Origin of the sequence: Actimicrobium sp. CCC2.4, from assembly GCF_034347385.1 — a bacterium.
In the GTDB taxonomy this organism is placed as follows: Bacteria; Pseudomonadota; Gammaproteobacteria; order Burkholderiales; family Burkholderiaceae_D; genus Actimicrobium.
Genome location: NZ_CP133777.1, coordinates 2692407 through 2709800, shown reverse-complemented (window position 1 = coordinate 2709800; position 17394 = coordinate 2692407). Strand labels below are relative to the sequence as shown.

General features: G+C 59.0%; 20 protein-coding genes. 13 read left to right on the top strand and 7 right to left on the bottom strand.

Features of this window, described 5'->3' with window-relative positions:
• Positions 1-18: 18 nt before the first annotated feature.
• Together RHM62_RS12405 and RHM62_RS12400 are read right to left on the bottom strand one after the other, a co-directional pair.
• Positions 19-1242 carry an MFS transporter gene (locus tag RHM62_RS12405; protein ID WP_322122402.1) on the bottom strand — a complete coding sequence of 408 codons (1224 nt, stop codon included), beginning with the start codon at positions 1240-1242 and terminating at the stop codon, positions 19-21.
• Positions 1226-1684 (bottom strand): MarR family winged helix-turn-helix transcriptional regulator, encoded by a 459-nt coding sequence (locus tag RHM62_RS12400; RefSeq protein WP_322122401.1) that lies wholly within the window; start codon positions 1682-1684, stop codon positions 1226-1228. The genes RHM62_RS12405 and RHM62_RS12400 overlap by 17 nt, the downstream gene beginning before the upstream one ends.
• A 130-nt stretch (positions 1685-1814) precedes the next feature.
• Here RHM62_RS12400 and RHM62_RS12395 point away from each other — a divergent pair, with 130 nt between their 5' ends.
• Positions 1815-2339, top strand: a complete 525-nt coding sequence (locus RHM62_RS12395; RefSeq protein ID WP_322125405.1) for a PaaI family thioesterase — start codon at positions 1815-1817, stop codon at positions 2337-2339.
• A 132-nt stretch (positions 2340-2471) separates the two neighbouring features.
• On the opposite strand, the gene RHM62_RS12390 is transcribed toward RHM62_RS12395, so the two are convergent.
• Together RHM62_RS12390 and RHM62_RS12385 are read right to left on the bottom strand one after the other, a co-directional pair.
• Entirely contained in the window at positions 2472-2774 is a 303-nt protein-coding gene (locus RHM62_RS12390; RefSeq protein ID WP_322122400.1) for a hypothetical protein, read from the bottom strand.
• A 183-nt stretch (positions 2775-2957) separates the two neighbouring features.
• A complete protein-coding gene (locus RHM62_RS12385; protein WP_322122399.1) occupies positions 2958-3611 on the bottom strand; it encodes an ankyrin repeat domain-containing protein in 654 nt (217 codons plus the stop codon).
• A gap of 312 nt (positions 3612-3923) precedes the next feature.
• Between RHM62_RS12385 and RHM62_RS12380 the strand changes: the two genes are divergently transcribed.
• Positions 3924-5648, top strand: coding sequence for a pyrroloquinoline quinone-dependent dehydrogenase (locus tag RHM62_RS12380; protein ID WP_322122398.1), 1725 nt, complete (start codon positions 3924-3926; stop codon positions 5646-5648).
• 78 nt (positions 5649-5726) lie between these two features.
• Entirely contained in the window at positions 5727-6302 is a 576-nt protein-coding gene (locus RHM62_RS12375) for a c-type cytochrome (RefSeq protein WP_322122397.1), read from the top strand.
• A gap of 58 nt (positions 6303-6360) precedes the next feature.
• On the opposite strand, the gene RHM62_RS12370 is transcribed toward RHM62_RS12375, so the two are convergent.
• The 3 genes from RHM62_RS12370 to flgA form a co-directional block, all read right to left on the bottom strand.
• Positions 6361-6828 carry a flagellar protein FlgN gene (locus RHM62_RS12370; RefSeq protein ID WP_322122396.1) on the bottom strand — a complete coding sequence of 156 codons (468 nt, stop codon included), beginning with the start codon at positions 6826-6828 and terminating at the stop codon, positions 6361-6363.
• A gap of 2 nt (positions 6829-6830) precedes the next feature.
• Positions 6831-7130: a flagellar biosynthesis anti-sigma factor FlgM gene (gene flgM / locus RHM62_RS12365; protein ID WP_322122395.1), complete on the bottom strand. Its 300-nt coding sequence runs from the start codon at positions 7128-7130 to the stop codon at positions 6831-6833.
• A gap of 107 nt (positions 7131-7237) precedes the next feature.
• The gene (gene flgA, locus RHM62_RS12360; RefSeq protein ID WP_322122394.1) at positions 7238-7930 is read right to left on the bottom strand and encodes a flagellar basal body P-ring formation chaperone FlgA; all 693 of its coding nucleotides are present in this window, start codon (positions 7928-7930) and stop codon (positions 7238-7240) included.
• 171 nt (positions 7931-8101) lie between these two features.
• On the opposite strand from flgA, the gene flgB reads away from it, so the two are divergent.
• The 10 genes from flgB to flgK all read left to right on the top strand — a co-directional run bounded on the left by flgB (position 8102) and on the right by flgK (position 17388).
• A complete protein-coding gene (gene flgB, locus RHM62_RS12355; protein ID WP_322122393.1) occupies positions 8102-8554 on the top strand; it encodes a flagellar basal body rod protein FlgB in 453 nt (150 codons plus the stop codon).
• Between the two features lie 5 nt (positions 8555-8559).
• Positions 8560-8967, top strand: coding sequence for a flagellar basal body rod protein FlgC (gene flgC, locus RHM62_RS12350; protein ID WP_322122392.1), 408 nt, complete (start codon positions 8560-8562; stop codon positions 8965-8967).
• A gap of 17 nt (positions 8968-8984) precedes the next feature.
• On the top strand, positions 8985-9659 hold the full coding sequence (locus RHM62_RS12345; protein WP_322122391.1) for a flagellar hook assembly protein FlgD: 675 nt from the start codon (positions 8985-8987) through the stop codon (positions 9657-9659).
• Between the two features lie 33 nt (positions 9660-9692).
• Complete coding sequence (flgE, locus tag RHM62_RS12340; protein WP_322122390.1) at positions 9693-10916, top strand: flagellar hook protein FlgE; 1224 nt, start codon at positions 9693-9695, stop codon at positions 10914-10916.
• Positions 10917-10941: 25 nt separating this feature from the next.
• The gene (gene flgF / locus RHM62_RS12335) at positions 10942-11679 is read left to right on the top strand and encodes a flagellar basal-body rod protein FlgF (protein WP_322122389.1); all 738 of its coding nucleotides are present in this window, start codon (positions 10942-10944) and stop codon (positions 11677-11679) included.
• A gap of 179 nt (positions 11680-11858) precedes the next feature.
• Entirely contained in the window at positions 11859-12641 is a 783-nt protein-coding gene (flgG, locus tag RHM62_RS12330) for a flagellar basal-body rod protein FlgG (RefSeq protein WP_322122388.1), read from the top strand.
• 25 nt (positions 12642-12666) lie between these two features.
• Positions 12667-13335: a flagellar basal body L-ring protein FlgH gene (locus RHM62_RS12325; RefSeq protein WP_416172329.1), complete on the top strand. Its 669-nt coding sequence runs from the start codon at positions 12667-12669 to the stop codon at positions 13333-13335.
• A gap of 22 nt (positions 13336-13357) precedes the next feature.
• On the top strand, positions 13358-14464 hold the full coding sequence (locus RHM62_RS12320) for a flagellar basal body P-ring protein FlgI (protein ID WP_322125404.1): 1107 nt from the start codon (positions 13358-13360) through the stop codon (positions 14462-14464).
• 11 nt (positions 14465-14475) lie between these two features.
• Positions 14476-15384, top strand: a complete 909-nt coding sequence (gene flgJ, locus RHM62_RS12315) for a flagellar assembly peptidoglycan hydrolase FlgJ (RefSeq protein ID WP_322122386.1) — start codon at positions 14476-14478, stop codon at positions 15382-15384.
• A gap of 69 nt (positions 15385-15453) precedes the next feature.
• Positions 15454-17388: a flagellar hook-associated protein FlgK gene (flgK, locus tag RHM62_RS12310; protein ID WP_322122385.1), complete on the top strand. Its 1935-nt coding sequence runs from the start codon at positions 15454-15456 to the stop codon at positions 17386-17388.
• Positions 17389-17394: the final 6 nt, after the last annotated feature.

Genomic DNA, 17394 nt, shown 5'->3' with positions numbered 1-17394 from the left:
ACAGTCAACAATTCCTGCTTACACCGGAACGGGTACTGACAGCGGGGCTTCCCGTATCGGCAGGTTGACCAGCGCGGCCGCCAGCGCCAGTACGATATCGGCGTACCACATCCAGTTGTAATTGCCGAAGCGCTCCATGGCCAGGCCGCCCAGCCATGCGCCAAAAAAACCGCCGATCTGATGTGACAGCAGCGTCAGGCCGAACAGCGTTGCCAGGTAACGCATGCCGAACAGTTTGCCAACCAGTCCGGCGGTTGGTGGCACGGTGGCCAGCCAGGTCAGGCCAAGTGCAGCGGCAAAAATATAGAAGGTCCAGGCATTCTTGGGTGCCAGCAAATAGACCGCGATGATCACCGCGCGGCTGGCATACATCGCCACCAGCAGGTACTTCATCCGGAAACGCGACCCCAGTGCACCCGCCGACAGGCTGCCGACAATATTGAACAGGCCGATCAGCGCCAGCGCCGTTGCCGAGACACCGGCTGCCAGGTTGCAGAGCGCAACTTCCCCCGGCAAATGGGTGACGAGGAACGCGATGTGGAAGCCGCAGGTAAAAAAGCCCGCATGCAGGCACAGGTAGCTGCGGTCGCGCATGGCCAGTCGCACTTGCCGGCCCAGTCCGATCTCGGTGATGGGCGCGCTGGCTGTCGCGTTGATCACCTTTTTTTTCCGCAAAGGGATAGCCAATGGAATCGTCAGCAGCGTGGTTGCGGCCATCGTGAACATGGCCATCACCCAGCCGGCCGAGCTGATGATTGCTTGCATCAGCGGGGCAAAAATAAACTGCCCCAGCGACCCGCCGGCATTGATGAAGCCGGCGGCAAAGGCGCGCCGTTGTGGCGGCAGCGACTGTGCAGTGGCACCGATCAGGATAGAGAAACTGCCGGCACCGGCGCCGGCCGCACTGAGTAATCCCATGCTCAACATCAGGCCCCACTGGCTTGACATGAACGGTGTGATGGCCAGGCCGGTTGCCAGCATCAGCGCACCGGCAATGATCACCTTGGGTGTACCGTATTTGTCGGCGATGATGCCAAACACCGGTTGTGCCGCGCCCCAGACGAACTGGCCGATGGCCAGCGCGAAACTGATCGAGACGATGCCCAGTCCGGTCGACGTATTGATCGGCGACATGAACAGGCCGGTCGTCAGGCGCGCGCCCATCGTAATCATCAGGATGGCGCTGGCGGCCAGCATCAGGATCCAGGCACCGCGGGGTGACATGTCAGGCGTGGTTGGCATGGGATTTTTCTTCGAGCAATGGCGTCAGTAACTGCATGGCACTGGCGGTATCGCCGTGCAATGCGTGGATCAGTTCGGGGCCGAGCGTGCGTTCGAGCTCAAGTTGCGCGGCTTGCCAGGCCAGTTTGGCACCGATGACTTTGGCCTGACCCGACTCGGTCAGGGTCACGATGCGCTGGCGGGCATCGGCACCTGGCGTCAGCGTTACCCAGCCGGCTTCGAGCAGGGGTTTCAGGTTACGGGTCAGCGTCGTGCGATCGGTCGACAGGTGCAGGGCCAGTTGCGCCATCGGCTGCGAACCGGCAGCGACATGTTTAAGCAGGGAGAATTGCGTGGTCTTCAGGCCAACGCCGGCCATGTGCAAATCGTAGAGCCGCGATACCGTGCGGGTCAGTCGACGCAGCGCGAAGCAGGTGCAGCCTGGAGCGGAGAGGAGTGTCATCGGGAGTGCCGGTTGTGAATTTTTATGCCGTTGAGCGGACGGAATCGAATATAGTGCATATGCACATAAACTGCCAGTGGTATCTGGCAGGGCAACTGACTATCGACGATCTATTTCAAGGAACAACATGATGAGTAACGACAGCCTCCTGCACTCCTGGCTGGAGGATGAACAGGCCGCGCGGGTTCGACTTGCCGGCCCCGGCGTCTCGAGCATGGCGCAGTTGCGCGAACGTAGTGGCCTGGAATTTTTGCAGGCGATCGGTGATGGCGTATTGCCGTCAGTACCGATCGGGGCACTGATGGGTTTTGTGCCGATTTGCTGGGAGCCGGGCCGGATGGTCTTCCAGGGCACGCCCGGCGCGCAGCATTACAATCCGCTGGGCAGTGTGCATGGTGGCTATGCCGCGACCTTGCTTGACTCCTGCGTTGGCTGTGCGGTGCATTCGATGCTGCCGGCCGGTAAGGGTTACACGACGCTGGAGTTGAAGATCAATTACATCCGCGCCATCACCGACAAGATCGGTCCGGTGCGGGCCGAAGGCAAGACGGTCCATGTCGGCGGCCAGACCGCGATTGCCGAGGGACGCATTACCGATGCACAGGGCAGGTTGTATGCGTTTGCGACGACGACTTGTCTGGTATTTGCGATCTGAATCAGAAGAGGTGGGGCAGGTGACGGGGAGGAGACGAACGAAGTCTGAGGAGTAAGTTGCGCCTCCCCTTACGATCGTGGTGATGCATTGAGAGGCCGATCGTTGCGTCGGCCCTCCGGGTATCTCTACTTTTTAGCCTCGCGCTGACGGCATCCGCACACCGCTTACCCGGTACTTGCTGCGGCGATCTCCCATCAGTGCGCGCAGTTCGGCAATCGACAGATCGGCGACTTCATGCATACGAATCAGTAGCGATGCGCCGACCGGCAAGCGACGATGGCGGATCTTGCTGATGACGGGCGGTGCGACCTCGAGTGCGCGTGACAGCGCAGCATCATTCTTGATCTCGAGTTTCTGGATCAGCGTATTGAGCAAATTGTCCGGATTGTAGGATTGATCCTGAAAATTGGCGGCGTTGGAAGCGTGAGCACTCATGAGGTAAATATCCTTCAGTTGTTGAAACAACTATAGTCTGCCCAGTTCGTCAACACCCGAATGTGCGCCACATCACTTAGAGGTGCGGTAGTTTTCATTTATCTGGCAAACCGTTGATATTTTCCAATCACCTCTCTGGTGCCGGGCGCTGCCGGCCGTGCCGTGCCGCGCCCGCTCGTTCGGTTAGCGAGTGCCTTGCAACAATTTCACGACTTCCGGATGGTCGTTTTCCTGCGCCATCACCAGCACCGATTTGCCGCGATTGTCGAGCAGGTTCGCATCCGCACCATGTTCCATCAGCATTTTCACGGTTGCGAGATGGCCGAAGGCACCGGCCCACATCAGTGCGGTCAACTGGTTCGGGTAGGTGGCGTTCGGCTGGATGCCCTTGGCCAGCAGCATGTCAACGATCGCGGTCTGACCATTGCCGGCGGCATAGACCATTGCGGTCTTATTGAGCCGGTCAACGGCGTTGATGTCGGCATTTTTATCGAGCAGCAAACGGGCAGCATCTGCACGACCATGGAACGCCGCCGCCATCAAGGGCGTGACTTTGGCGGTATTGGCCAGGTCGATATTGGCACCCAGTTCGATGGCCCGTTTGACGATATCGAACCGGTCGTTCTTGATCGCGGTGATCAGGATCGAATCGCCGATGCGGTTACGTGTATCGGGCGATGCACCCTGGTCGATCAGTTGCTGGAACAGTTTCAGATTGCCGGTGCGGGCGGCAGTCAGCGTCTGCAAGTTGAGTTCGGCGCGGTTGTCAGCGGCTTGGGCGCTGCAGCACAAGGCTGCAAAAATGAAGGGAAAACAAACAGTGCGGAGTGTGGACATGGCCGGTCTCAGGTGACTAATGGTGAATAGTTATGGTTCTGTTGTGCCAATATTTGGAAGGCGTCGACTTGCTTAGTCGCGATCGTAAATACCGGCTCAGGCTATGTGGCATGCGGGAAGCAGCTATTCCCGGCGAATAAATTTATGGTTTGTTATGTTGCAAATTCGTGCCAACGAGATACTATGCGATTGCGCTACCAATGAGTAGGGAACTTTTTAATATAAAACATGTCTCCGGTTCCCGGGATAACACCATAGAACAATAAACGGTACGAATCGGTTGCCCCAGGCAACCCTACACGGAGAGAGACAATGGCAATTCAAGGCAATAAATTGATCGGCCATCTGGCAATTGCAGCGTTCACGCTGGCAGCCAGCACCGCCGGCAATGCACAGGAAATTCAGGGCGGGGCCGGCATCAAGGCGCCTGACATGTCGAAAGCGCTCGGTCCGGTCACGCAGGCCATGCTCGATGGCGCGGCCAAGGACACGGCGAACTGGCTGCAGACCAATGGCGATTACGGCCAGACCCGTTTCTACCCGTCAGCCCAGATCAACACCAAGAACGTTGCCACGCTCAAGCCGAAGTTCGTGTTTCAGACCGCTGTTGTCGAGTCGATGGAAACCGCGCCGGTGGTAGTCAATGGCGTCATGTTCCTGACCACTTCGTATAACCACGTCTACGCCATCGATGCCATCACCGGTATCGAGTACTGGCACTTCAAGCACAAAATGGGTCCGGTCACGACGTTCTGCTGCGGACCGAACAACAAGGGTGTGGCTGTCTCCGGCGGCAAGGTCTTCATGGGTACGCTCGATGCCAAGATGGTTGCGCTCGATGCCAAGACCGGCAAACTGCTGTGGGAAACCGAAATCGCTGATCCTGAAAAAGGCTACAGCGAAACGATGGCACCGGTTGTCGTTGACGGTAAGGTTCTGATCGGCACCAACGGTGGCGAATACGGTATCCGTGGTTTCGTCAAAGCCTTCGATGCCGAGAGCGGCAAGCTGGTCTGGACCTTCAATACAATTCCTGAAAAAGGCCATGAAGGCGTCTGGGCAACCAAGGATGCCACCGGTCGCGACATGCACCGTGACATCCCTGCCGAAAAAGCAGCGTTCGCCAAAAAATCCGATTTCTACAATACCCTTGGCGGTGGCGTCTGGATGGCTCCATCGATTGATCGCGCAACCAAGACGGCATTTTTCGTGGTCGGCAATCCATCACCTGACCTGTACGGTGCCGAGCGTCCCGGCGACAACCTCTACACTGACTCGATGGTCGCCATCGACCTCGATACCGGTAAGTACAAATGGCATTACCAGTACATCGCCCATGATGTCTGGGACCTCGATGCCGTGAGCCCGCCTATCCTGGTCGACGTCAAGGACAAGAACGGCAAGATGATTCCGGGCGTGATCCACGGTGGAAAAACCGGCCATGTGTACGTGCATGACCGCAGCAACGGCGAACTGATCCGCTTCTCGGAAGCCATGGTCCCGCAAGAAAACATGTGGGTTCTGCCAACGGCAACCGGTGCACGCATGCTGCCGGGTGCCAATGGTGGTGTCGAATGGTCGCCAATGGCTTACAGCGCCAGTAACCGCATGTCGTATGCGTTGAACTTGCATCAGCCAATGACGTACCACGTCGAAGAGTCCAAGTATCCGAACGGTAAATTGTGGCTGGGCGGCGCGTTCAAGAACGCTGTCGGCGAAGAGCAATGGGGCAATGTGACCGCCGTTAATATCGATACCGGCAAGATCGCCTGGCAAACCAAGACACCGCAGCCAATGATCGGTGGCGCGCTGGCGACAGCCGGCAACCTGGTCTTCGCCGGTGAAGGCAATGGCTGGTTCAACGCCTACGATGCCAAGACAGGCAAAGTGCTGTGGCGCTTCCAGTGCGGTGCCGGTGTCAATGCACCGCCGGTGTCCTACGCCGTCAATGGCAAGCAGTACATTGCCGTGGCTGTCGGTGGCAATTCGCAAATGGACTTCAAGCGTGGCAATAGCGTGTTCGTGTTCGGTCTGTAATCTGACGTAGCGAACATCGATGGACATGAAAGAGGTCGCACTGCGCGGCCTCTTTTTCTATTTTGGACAGGAATTACCATGACGTTAAAGCAGTTACTGCTAGTACTTTTTACCGCTGCCGTATTGCCTGTGCAGGCGGCCGACATCGCCGCCGGTCAGGAAAAGGCCCAGACCTGCGTGGCATGCCACGGCGTCAACGGCAACTCAACGGTGTCGATGTTCCCGGTACTGGCCGGCCAGTCGGCCCGCTATCTGTATTTGCAATTGCGGGACTACAAAGAGGGCGCGCGCAGCAACCCGATGATGTCACCGATGGCAGCGAACCTGTCGAAGGAAGACATGCAGAACCTGTCGGCTTACTTTGCGGCACAAAAGCCGGTGCTCATTGACTTCAAGCCAGATCCGGAGCGGGTCAAGCTGGGCTTCATCAAGGCAGAAGAAAACCTCTGTTCGATGTGTCATCTGGGTGGCATGAAAGGGCAGAACGAGATTCCGAAACTCAGTGGCCAGCACTACGATTATCTGGTCAAGCAATTGACGGATTTCAAGGCGCACACGCGGACCAACGATGCGGGCAACATGTCTGCGGTATCGAAGTCGCTCAACGCAGAAGACATCATCAACCTTGGTCACTACCTGACTAATTTGAACTGATCAAAAAAAACGATGCGTCTGGCGCATCGTTTTTTTTATCGGGTGTTTGCCGCGGTTTTTATCCGACCGCGAGACCGCGACCCCGGCCCATGCCGGTTGACTGACCGTCGGCACCATACAGGTTGTTGCGCTGCGTCTTGCCTTGCAGGATATTGAGTTCGGTCTGGTTGCGCATCATGTGGCGCCCGATTAGCATGCCATTGATGCGATTCATTTCGCGTGCTTCGGCACCGAGTGCCAGCAAGGTGGTCCATCGCGTGTCTGCCGGCTGTTGCGCAGCGACCCAGTCGCGCATGCCACTCTCGCTGGCGGTAAAGCCGGCGACGGCGAGCAGTGCATGGCGTGCCCTGGTCAGGATAGTCAGTCGCGTCACCGCCTCTGCCTTGGCCTGGATCAGTTCCGGTAATCCGACGATGCTGGCTTCGATCAGCTTTCCCTGCTCCTGCTGCAGCAGGAGCAGCAGTGCGCTTGTCACTTGCTGCTCCTCGGCCAGGCTGGTGGAAGGATCCGAAGCGAGCGTAACCATGATTATCCCTTGCGTGATGACAGCAGATCCTTGACGGTATCGATCAGGCCGTTGGCGACCTTTTCAGGATTGACCTGAAAAGTACCGCTGGCGATGGCTGCCTTGATTTCATTGACTTTCTTGACATCGAACGTACTCGTACCGCCCAATGCCTGCGCTTGTGCTGAAATTTTTACGCTGTCCGACGTGGCAGCGGTGTTCACTGCCTCAGTTTTTTCAGCGCCTTTGCTTGAACTGGCCTTGGCAGGTGTCGTCGAGACACCGACAGCGCCGGTTTTCTTGAAAGAGTCATCTATTTTCACGATGTTTCCTTGGTGGGTCGGGGCACATCACCCCGTGTCATGACCTTGTTACGGCAGAAGCAAAAATTACTTGAGTGTTTTATTTGCTGGTGGCCATAAAAAAATGATCAATAGGTCACATCCACGTAGCCGCCGGCCCGTGCCACTCCGCTGACGACTTGTCCTGCCGCCGTCCTTGCCTGCGCAATCTGGCCTTCTGCCGCATTGTTGAGAGCCCGTCCTTCGGTGGCAACCGAAAAACCCGGCCCGCTCGACACCAGCCGGACAGCCTGTCCCTGCTGCACGACTTGCTGGATGCGCAGTGCATCGGTGCGTAACGGACTGCCCATGCCAACCGACATCGCCATCGTACGGCCAATGGCCTGGGCCGGATCGGTCAGGATACCTGCCGGCAGCACGGTCAGGTCGCCGCGCATGCGGATCACGTCATTGGGGCCGACCAGTTGTCCTTGCGATAGCGGCGCGGCACTGGCGACATAGTCGGCAATGACCTTCACCTGCGCAGTCACATAGACGGTCCACGGCGATGGTGCCAGACAGCGCACGCCAACACTGGTCTTGCCCCAGACCCGGCTGCCTGCCGGCAGGAAGGCTTCAGGAACCGGGCAGGCTGGCAGATTCATGCGGGCATCAAGCTGGCCGACCGTGATCGTGACTTCACCGGGTGATCCGGCCGACTGGCCGCGCAGGAACTGCTCGACCGTCGTGCGGATGGTGGCCGGATCCTGGCGCGGGGCCAGGATCTGCGCGGTAGCAGGCAGTGATAGCAGGCAGGCGAGTGCAACGAGCAGGGTTTTCATGGCAATCAGTGTGTTGAGATCAGCCTTGATAGTAACGACCAGCAAGATGTGCCAAGCGCCAAACAGAGCAGATTTCGTTGATCTGATCGCCTGATTAGTACCACTGCGGCGTCCGTATTATCGAATGTGTGAAAGACCTGTATCGAATCGGCCTGCATAACGGAGAGTGCCATGATCGGAAAACTGGACGACTACCTGCGCTTCAACGAAACCGCCCTGAACCTGCGCGGACAGCGACAGCAATTAATTGCATCAAACATCGCCAACGCGGACACGCCGAATTACAAGGCGCGCGACATCGACTTCAATAGCGCCATGAAATCCGCACTGGCCCGCAGCGGCGCCGCCACCGGGACAGCGATGGCGACGGCAGCGGTGCAGCCGGCCGAGCTGGCACGCACCTCGACGACGCATTTGTCTGCCAAATCAGGCCATGGTGGCAACAGCGGCGTGAACGGCGTACCGTTGCTTTATCGAAATATCCAGCAAGGTGCGGTCGATGGCAATACCGTCGACATGGATGCCGAGCGCAACGCTTTCGCCGATAACGCGATCCGTTACGAAGCCGGTATTACGATGATCAGCGGCCAGATCAAGAGCATGCTTAGCGCCATACAAGGGTAATTATCATGTCTTTGTTCAGTATTTTTAATGTGGCCGGATCGGCCATGAGTGCCCAGGCCCAGCGACTCAATGTGGTGGCCTCGAACATCGCCAACGCCGACAGCACCACCAGTTCGACCGGCCAGGTCTACAAGGCCAAGCAGGTCGTGTTCAGTGCAGTGCCGGTGGGTGGCGATGCTGCCGCCAGCGGCGTCAAGGTCGACAAGGTACTCGAAGACACGGCGGCACCGCGGCTGGTGTACGACCCGAAACATCCGCAGGCCGATGAAAAGGGCTACGTCGCCATGCCCAACGTCAATGTGGTCGAGGAAATGGTCAACATGATCTCGGCCTCGCGCTCTTACCAGACCAATGTCGAAACCATGAATGCAGCCAAGACGCTGCTGTTGAAAACCCTGACCATCGGTCAGTAAACTTCCCGGGATACCAGATGACCACCATCGCCAATAATGTCGCTTCCCCAGCCTTGCTGGCCGCCATGAATCCGTCTGCGGCGTCCGCCGCCAGCACCAGCGCCAGCGCGACGCAAGACCGCTTCATGAAATTGCTGGTCACGCAAATGAAAAACCAGGATCCGCTCAATCCGCTCGATAACGCGCAGGTCACCAGCCAGTTGGCGCAACTGTCGACCGTCAGCGGTATCGACAAAATGAACACCACGCTTGAATCGATGATCGCCAGCCAGCAATCCGGCTCGGCCGTGCAGGCTGCCGGCATGATCGGTCATGGCGTGCTGGCACCGGGCAAGCAGATGGCACTGGCGTCCGGCAATGCCGTCTTTGGTGTTGACCTGGCGGCCCCGGCCGAAAAAGTCAAGGTCACGGTTCGTGATATCAATGGCGTGGCAGTGCATACCATTGACCTTGGTGCCAAAGATGCCGGCACACTGGCACTGGCCTGGGATGGCGTGAAAGACGACGGCAGCAAGGCCGCCGATGGCGCGTATACCTTTGATGTTGCCGCCTCTGCCGGCACCGCTGCGGTCAGCGCCACCGCACTCGCGTTTGGCCAGGTATCGAGCGTCTCGACCAGTGCCGCCGGCGTCAAGCTCAATGTCACGAACCTGGGCGCAATCGGCATGACCGATGTGCGCCAGATTCTTTAATCAGTCGTTCAAACCAATTTCAGGGAGTACAACATGGGTTTCCAGCAAGGTTTGAGCGGTCTGAACGCCGCTTCCAAGAGTCTCGAAGTTACCGGCAACAACGTGGCCAATTCCAGTACCGTCGGCTTCAAGAGCGCGCAAGCCCAGTTCGCCGATGTGTATGCCAGTTCGCTCACCGGCGGTGGTGCATCGCAAGTCGGCATCGGCACCAGCGTGGCGACCGTGGCGCAGCAATTCACGCAAGGTAACGTCACGGCATCGAATAATCCGCTCGATCTGGCCATCAACGGCGGCGGCTTTTTCCGGCTCAGCACCGGCGGCGCGATTACCTACAGCCGCAATGGTCAGTTTCAACTTGATAAAGATGGCGGCATTGTCAATTCGAAGGGATCGCATCTGACCGGCTTCGGCGTCTCGGCAGCCGGCGTGCTGGCCACCGGTACCCCCTCGAACCTGGTTATCAATACGGCTGACCTGGCACCGAAGATGACGACCGAAGTCAAGTTGCTGGTGAATCTGGATTCGCGTGAGACGGTACCAACAAAATCGCCTTTTAGCGCGACCGATCCGCTCACCTACAACCGCTCGACGTCGGTGTCGGTGTTCGATTCGCTGGGCAATTCGCATGTGGTGCAATCGTATTTCGTGAAATCGTCGCCGACGGCCAGTACCTGGGATGTGTATGGCACGGCGGACGGCAATCCGCTGGTGACGCCGCTGGTGGGGGCGCTGACATTCAATACCGATGGCGGGTTGACGACGCCGCAGCCGTTTGTTGCCGTTCTCACACCCGCGACCACGCCGGGTGCCAGTTCGCTGTCGTTCAATTTTGACTTGACCGGTACAACCCAATTCGGCTCGACCTTTGGTCTCAATACCCAGAGCCAGAACGGCTATACCTCAGGCAAACTGTCCGGTTTCGCCACCGGCGCCGACGGCGTCATCACCGGTCGCTACACCAACGGCAAATCGGCCACGCTGGGACAAGTCGTGCTGTCGAACTTCACCAACCCGAATGGCTTGCAAAACCTCGGCAACAACGTCTGGACCGAGACTGCAGCGTCGGGCGGACCGCTGGTCGGTACGCCGAACTCCGGCAACCTTGGCGTGCTGCAATCGTCGGCGGTCGAGGATTCGAACGTCGACCTGACCGCCGAGCTGGTCAACATGATTACCGCCCAGCGCTTTTACCAGGCCAACGCGCAAACCATCAAGACCCAGGATCAGGTCCTGCAGACGCTGGTCAACTTGCGCTAATCGATAGCCACCACAAGGAGTCGTAATGGACCGGATGATTTACACCGCGATGACCGGTGCCAAGCATGTGATGGAGCAGCAAAGCACTACCGCCAACAATCTGGCCAATGCCACCACGGTCGGATTCCGGGCCCAGCTCGATTCGTTCCGGGCGGTGCCGGTGCTCGGGCCGGGACTGGCGACACGGGCCTTTGTGGTCGATTCGACCGTGGGTGCCGATTTTTCGCAAGGCGCTTTGCAGCAAACCGGCCGTGCGCTCGATGTCGCGATTCAGGGCAAGGGCTGGCTGGCGGTTGACATGCCGGATGGTACCGAAGCCTATACCCGCCATGGCAGCTTGAAGATCAACGAAAACGGCCTCCTGCAAACCCAGAGCGGCTTCAATATCGTCGGCGACAGCGGACCGATCACGATTCCTCCCGATGTCAGCGTGACGATCGCCAAGGACGGCACAGTGTCGTCGGTTGAATCCGGTTCCAAGCCGGGGCAGGCGGTCATCATCGGTCGCATCAAGCTGGTCAATCCGCCCGAAGAGACGATGACCCGCGGCGATGACACGCTGTTCCGGGTCAAGACGCCCGGTGGCGTCGAAGCCGATCCCGGCGTGACGCTGGCCGGAGGTGCGCTGGAAAGCAGCAATGTCAACGTCGTCGACGCGATGGTCAACATGATCAGCCTGTCGCGCCAGTTCGAGATGCACATGAGCTTGCTCAAGAACGCCGAAACCAATTCGACCAAGGCAGCGCAGATTCTGGCGCTGTAACCGGACCGGGGCCGCGCAGCAAAGTTGGTTAGTTGCAAAGCGGCAAAGCGCGATCAAGCCCCGAAAACCGTCCCATCTCCGCGCATCGATTTCTTCCTCCTTCACGCACAATGTTTCCACTGACTGCACGCCGATACCGGCGGCGGTTCCCGTGATGACTGCCTTCGTGGAGCAAGAAAATGATACGTTCACTGTGGATTTCCAAGACCGGCCTGGAGGCGCAACAGACGCAGATGGACGTCATTTCGAACAACCTGGCCAACGTCAGTACGAGTGGCTTCAAGCGCTCGCGCGCGGTGTTCGAAGACTTGCTCTACCAGACCCTGCGCCAGCCCGGCGCGCAATCGTCGCAGCAGACCCAGTTGCCGTCCGGCCTGCAGCTCGGCACCGGCGTGCGGCCCGTGGCCACCGAACGCATCTTCACGCAGGGTAACCTGCAGCAAACCAGCAATGACAAGGACGTCGCGATTCAGGGCCAGGGATTTTTCCAGGTGCTGCTGCCCGATGGCACCACCGCCTATACCCGTGACGGCTCGTTCCAGATCGATAGCCAGGGCCAGATGGTGACCTCGAGTGGCTTTGTGATCCAGCCGGCGATCACGATTCCGGCGGCGGCACAGTCGCTGACGGTCGGGCGCGACGGCACCATCTCGGTCACGCTGCAAGGTACGGCAGCAGCCACCCAGATCGGCGCCTTGCAACTGGCGACCTTCATCAATCCGGCCGGACTCGAAAGTAAAGGCGAAAACCTGTACGTCGAGACCGGCGCATCCGGCACCGCCAACACCAACACGCCGGGGACCAACGGCGCCGGCATCCTGTCACAAGGCTATGTCGAGACCTCCAACGTCAGCGTGGTCGAAGAACTGGTCAACATGATTCAGACTCAGCGCGCCTACGAAATCAACAGCAAGGCGATTTCGACGTCCGACCAGATGCTGGCCAAGCTGTCGCAGCTCTGATAACGCCGATCTCCGGGAGACCATGATGACTGTGATGATGCGTTTGTGTGCCGTGCTGCTGGTCAGTGTATTGAGCGCTTGCGCCGTGACACCGACCACGATCGTGTCCCGCCCGGCGATACCGGTCGCGCCGAAGCAGTTACCGCTTGCCGGCAGCAATGGGGCGATTTTCCAGACCGCGGCCTACCGGCCGCTGTTCGAAGATCGCCGGGCCCGTCTGGTCGGCGACACCCTGACCATCACGATCAACGAAAAAACCACTGCCGGCAAAGCGGGAGCGGCGTCTTCCAGTAAAACCGGCAGCGCCAGCCTGGCCGTACCGAAACTCTTCGGCGTACCGGCGACCACTACTGCAGAGCTCAACCTGACAGCCAGTGGCGGCAACAAATTCGACGACAAAGCGGCGGCCACCTCGAACAACAATTTCAACGGCACCATCGGCGTGACTGTCGTCGATGTGCTGGCCAACGGCTATCTGGTGGTCAGCGGCGAGAAACAGGTCGGCCTCGATCGCGGCACCGAATTCATCCGCTTCTCCGGCGTTGTCAATCCCGACTTCATCGTCGGCGGCAATAACGTCGCCTCGACCCAGGTAGCCGATGCCCGCGTCGAATACCGCACCAATACCCACATCGATCCGGCCGAGATGATGGGCTTGCTGACACGCTTTTTCCTGAGCGTCATACCGCTTTAAAAGGAACATCATGAACACCCCGATGCTGGCCCGGATTTTCCTTGTGCTGACGTGTGCTGCCAGCTTGTGCAGTGCGCCGGCGGCCCATGCCGAACGGCTGAAGGATCTCGCCAGTATCCAGGGCGTGCGGCAGAATCAGCTGCTCGGCTATGGGCTGGTGGTGGGTCTTGATGGCAGCGGCGACCAGACCACGCAGACGCCGTTCACGGTGCAAAGCGTAATCAGCATGTTGCAGGGAATGGGCGTCAATTTGCCGGCGGCGACCACATTGCAGTTAAAGAATGTCGCGGCGGTGATGGTGACCACGTCCTTGCCGGCCTTTGCCCGGCCCGGCCAGACACTCGACATCACGGTGTCCTCGATGGGCAATGCCAAAAGCCTGCGCGGCGGCACCTTGCTGATGACGCCGCTCAAAGGTGCCGATGGCCAGATCTATGCGATGGCCCAAGGCAGCCTGATTGTCGGTGGCGTCGGTGCTGCCGCACCAGGCGCGAAAGCGCAGATCAACCACCTCAGCGTCGGCCGGGTGTCGGCCGGCGCGACGGTAGAACGCGCGGTCGCCAACAGCCTGCAGGAGGGGTCGGCGATTTTTCTCGAATTGAAAGAATCCGATTTTTCGACGGCCAGTCTGGTGGTCGATGCGGTCAACAAGCGCTTCGGACCAAATACGGCAGCAGCGCAGGATGGCCGCGTCATCAAGGTCAACGCGCCCATGGGCACGGATGAGCGGGTGGCCTTTTTGGGTGCGCTCGAAAGCCTGGCACTGACACCGGCGCAAGGCAGCGCCAAAATCATCCTCAATGGCCGCACCGGGTCGATCGTCATGAACCAGGCGGTAACATTGGAAGCCTGCGCGGTAGCGCATGGCAACCTGTCGGTAGTCATCAATACGGATGCTTCAGTGAGTCAGCCCAATGCGCTGGCCGCCGGGCAGACCGTGGTGACGGCAAGCTCGCAGATCGACATCACCAAAGAGCCGGGAAAAGTGCTGTTACTGAAGGCTGGCGCGTCGCTTGCCGAAGTCGTCAAGGCACTCAATGCGATCGGTGCGACGCCGCAAGACTTGCTGGCAATCCTGCAAGCCATGAAAGCATCGGGCGCGCTGCGTGCCGAGCTTGAAATCATCTGACCGGAGCCACGATGGCCATCAATCAAATCGGCTTGTCTGCAGATCAGCTTGCCTTCGATGCAAAAGAAATCGGCAAGCTGCAGCAGGGTGCCAAGCAGAATTCACCGGAGGCGATCAAGGCCTCGGCCAAGCAGTTCGAGGCACTCTTCATGAACATGATCATGAAGAGCATGCGCGATGCGACGCCGCAGGATGGCCTGTTCGATAACTCCGAAACCAAGACCTATACGGCGATGATGGACCAGAAGGTCAGCGAAAATCTGGCCAAGCGCGGCGTCGGCCTGGCCGACGTGCTGTTCCGGCAATTGTCGGTGGTGACGTCGACGCCGGCCAGTGGTGCACTCAACGAATCGACGCTGGATCCGTCAATGATGAAACCCGCCACGCCGCTGAAGAATTCATTCGAAGCAGGCTTGCCGGCAATGACAGTGCCGGTCCGCAAAAGTTATCCGGCCCAGCCGGCACACGTGAAAGCGTTCCAGGACAAGCTCGGTGCGCATGCCGAAGAAGCCAGCCGCGCTACCGGTATCCCGGCCAAGTTCATGCTCGGTCAGGCTGCGCTGGAAACCGGCTGGGGCAAGAAGGAAATCATCGCCACCGATGGCAAAACCAGTCACAACCTGTTCGGCATCAAGGCCGGCGCGGGCTGGACCGGCCAGGTGGTCGAGGCCAGGACTACCGAGTACGTCAATGGCGTGGCACAAAGCCGGATCGAAAAATTCCGTGCCTATGATTCCTACGCCGATGCTTTCAAGGATTATGGCCGCCTGATCACCAACAATCCGCGCTACAAAAACGTGATGGCCAATGTCACCGACGCGACCGGTTTCGCACAAGGCCTGCAACGCGCCGGCTATGCCACCGATCCGCTGTACGCGACCAAGCTGGCCAGCATCATCAAGAATTCATTGCTGGCGTAACTTGCCCTCGCTCAAGTTTCCGGCGGCGCTGCCGTCAACGGTCATGTCACCGGAAAGAAGATAACTATCATGGGCAACATACTTAGCGTCGGACAAAGCGGCTTGCTGGCAGCCCAGCTCGGGGTCACCACGACCGGGCACAACATCGCCAACGCGGCCACGCCGGGCTACAGCCGGCAAGTCGTGATTCAGACCTCGGCCGGTGGTCAGAGTTCTGGCGATGGCTTTGTCGGCCAGGGCACGACGGTGGCATCGATCCAGCGGATTTATGATGCCTACACCGCGACCCGCGTCAATGCTGCGCAGACCAGCAAAGCCAGTCTGGATGCGTATTCCACCCAGGTTTCCCATATCAATAACCTGCTTGCCGATTCATCGACAGGTCTGTCACCTACATTGAGCAATTTTTTCAATAACGTGCAGGGACTGGCGGCAGCACCGAACGGTTCGGCCCAGCGCCAGACCTTGCTGTCTGCCGGCGAGTCACTGGCTGCGCGTTTCCAGAGCCTTGACAGCCAGTTGTCCCAGATCGGCGAAGGCGTCAATGCGCAGATCGTCAGCAATGTCGGCTCGATCAATGCCTACGGACAGCAGATTGCGAAGCTCAATGACGCGATCGAAAAAGCCACCTCCGGTGCCGGCGGTGCGCCGCCGAATGACTTGCTCGATCAGCGCGACCAGATCGTTTCCGAGCTCAGCAAGCTGGTCAAGGTCTCTGTCGATAACCAGCCCGGCAGCGGCTACAACGTCAGTATCGGCAATGGCCAGCCTATCGTGGTTGGCACCACTACCTTTGCCCTGAGCATTGCGACCTCGCAGACCGATGCCAGCAAGCTGGTCGTCGCTTACCAGAGCGGCAGCACCTTGCTGAACTTGCCGGACTCTTCAATTAGCGGCGGCACGCTGGGTGGCTTGCTGGACTTCCGGACCAATTCGCTCGATCCTGCCCGCAATGAACTCGGTCGCGTGGCGATCGGGCTGGCGGCCAGTTTCAATGAACAATCAAAACTCGGGGTCGATCAGAACGGCAATCCGGGCAAGAATTTTTTCACTGTGGCCGGACCGCTGGTCGCGCCAAATAAACTCAATGCGTCCACCAATCCGGCCCTCAGTGCGACGATTGCGTCCTCGACCGATGCGGCGTCGCTGACGGCCAGCGATTACAGCGTTGCCTACGATGGCACCAACTACACGATCACCCGCCTGAGCGATAACGTGAAGGCCTACCAGGGCGTATTCCCGCCTACAGTCGGGCCGGTCGATGGCATCACGTTCTCGGTCGGGGCCGGAACGATGGTGGCCAATAGCAGTTTCCTGGTCCGTCCGACCATCAGCGCGGCCGGCAGCATCGCCGTCAATCTGACCGATACCAGCGAAATCGCCGCCGCCGCGCCCGTGGTACTGGCCGCCTCAGGGACCAACGGCGGCAATGGCAAGATCAGCGCCGGTAGTGTCGATGCCTCGTTTTTGACAGCGCCACCGACCCTGCCGCTGAAACTCAAGTTCAGCAATGGCACGTTTGATACCGTGCCTGCCTCGCTGACGACACCGATCACGTATGTGTCGGGCGCGAATGTCACTCTCAATGGTGTCAGCTTTAGCATCACCGGCGCGCCGCTTGAAGGCGACACTTTCACCATCAATGCCAACACGACGGGCGTGGCGACCGGCGACAACCGCAATGCGGTGGCGCTGGGTGCATTGCAGACCAAAAAGCTGCTGGTCGGCGTCGGCACCACGAACACGCCGAGTACGACACTGGCAGGTGCGTTCGGCCTGATGGTCAACAACGTCGGCAACAAGACGCGTGAAGTGATGGCCAATGCGGCGTCGGAAGGCAAGCTGGTTGATAGCGTACTGGCGATCCAGCAATCGCAATCCGGTGTCAATCTCGACGAAGAAGCCAGCAATCTGCTGCGCTACCAGCAGGCCTATCAGGCTGCCGGAAAAATCATGCAAACCGCCAGCACGCTGTTTGATGTCTTGCTCAGCCTCGGCCGATAGGAGTCC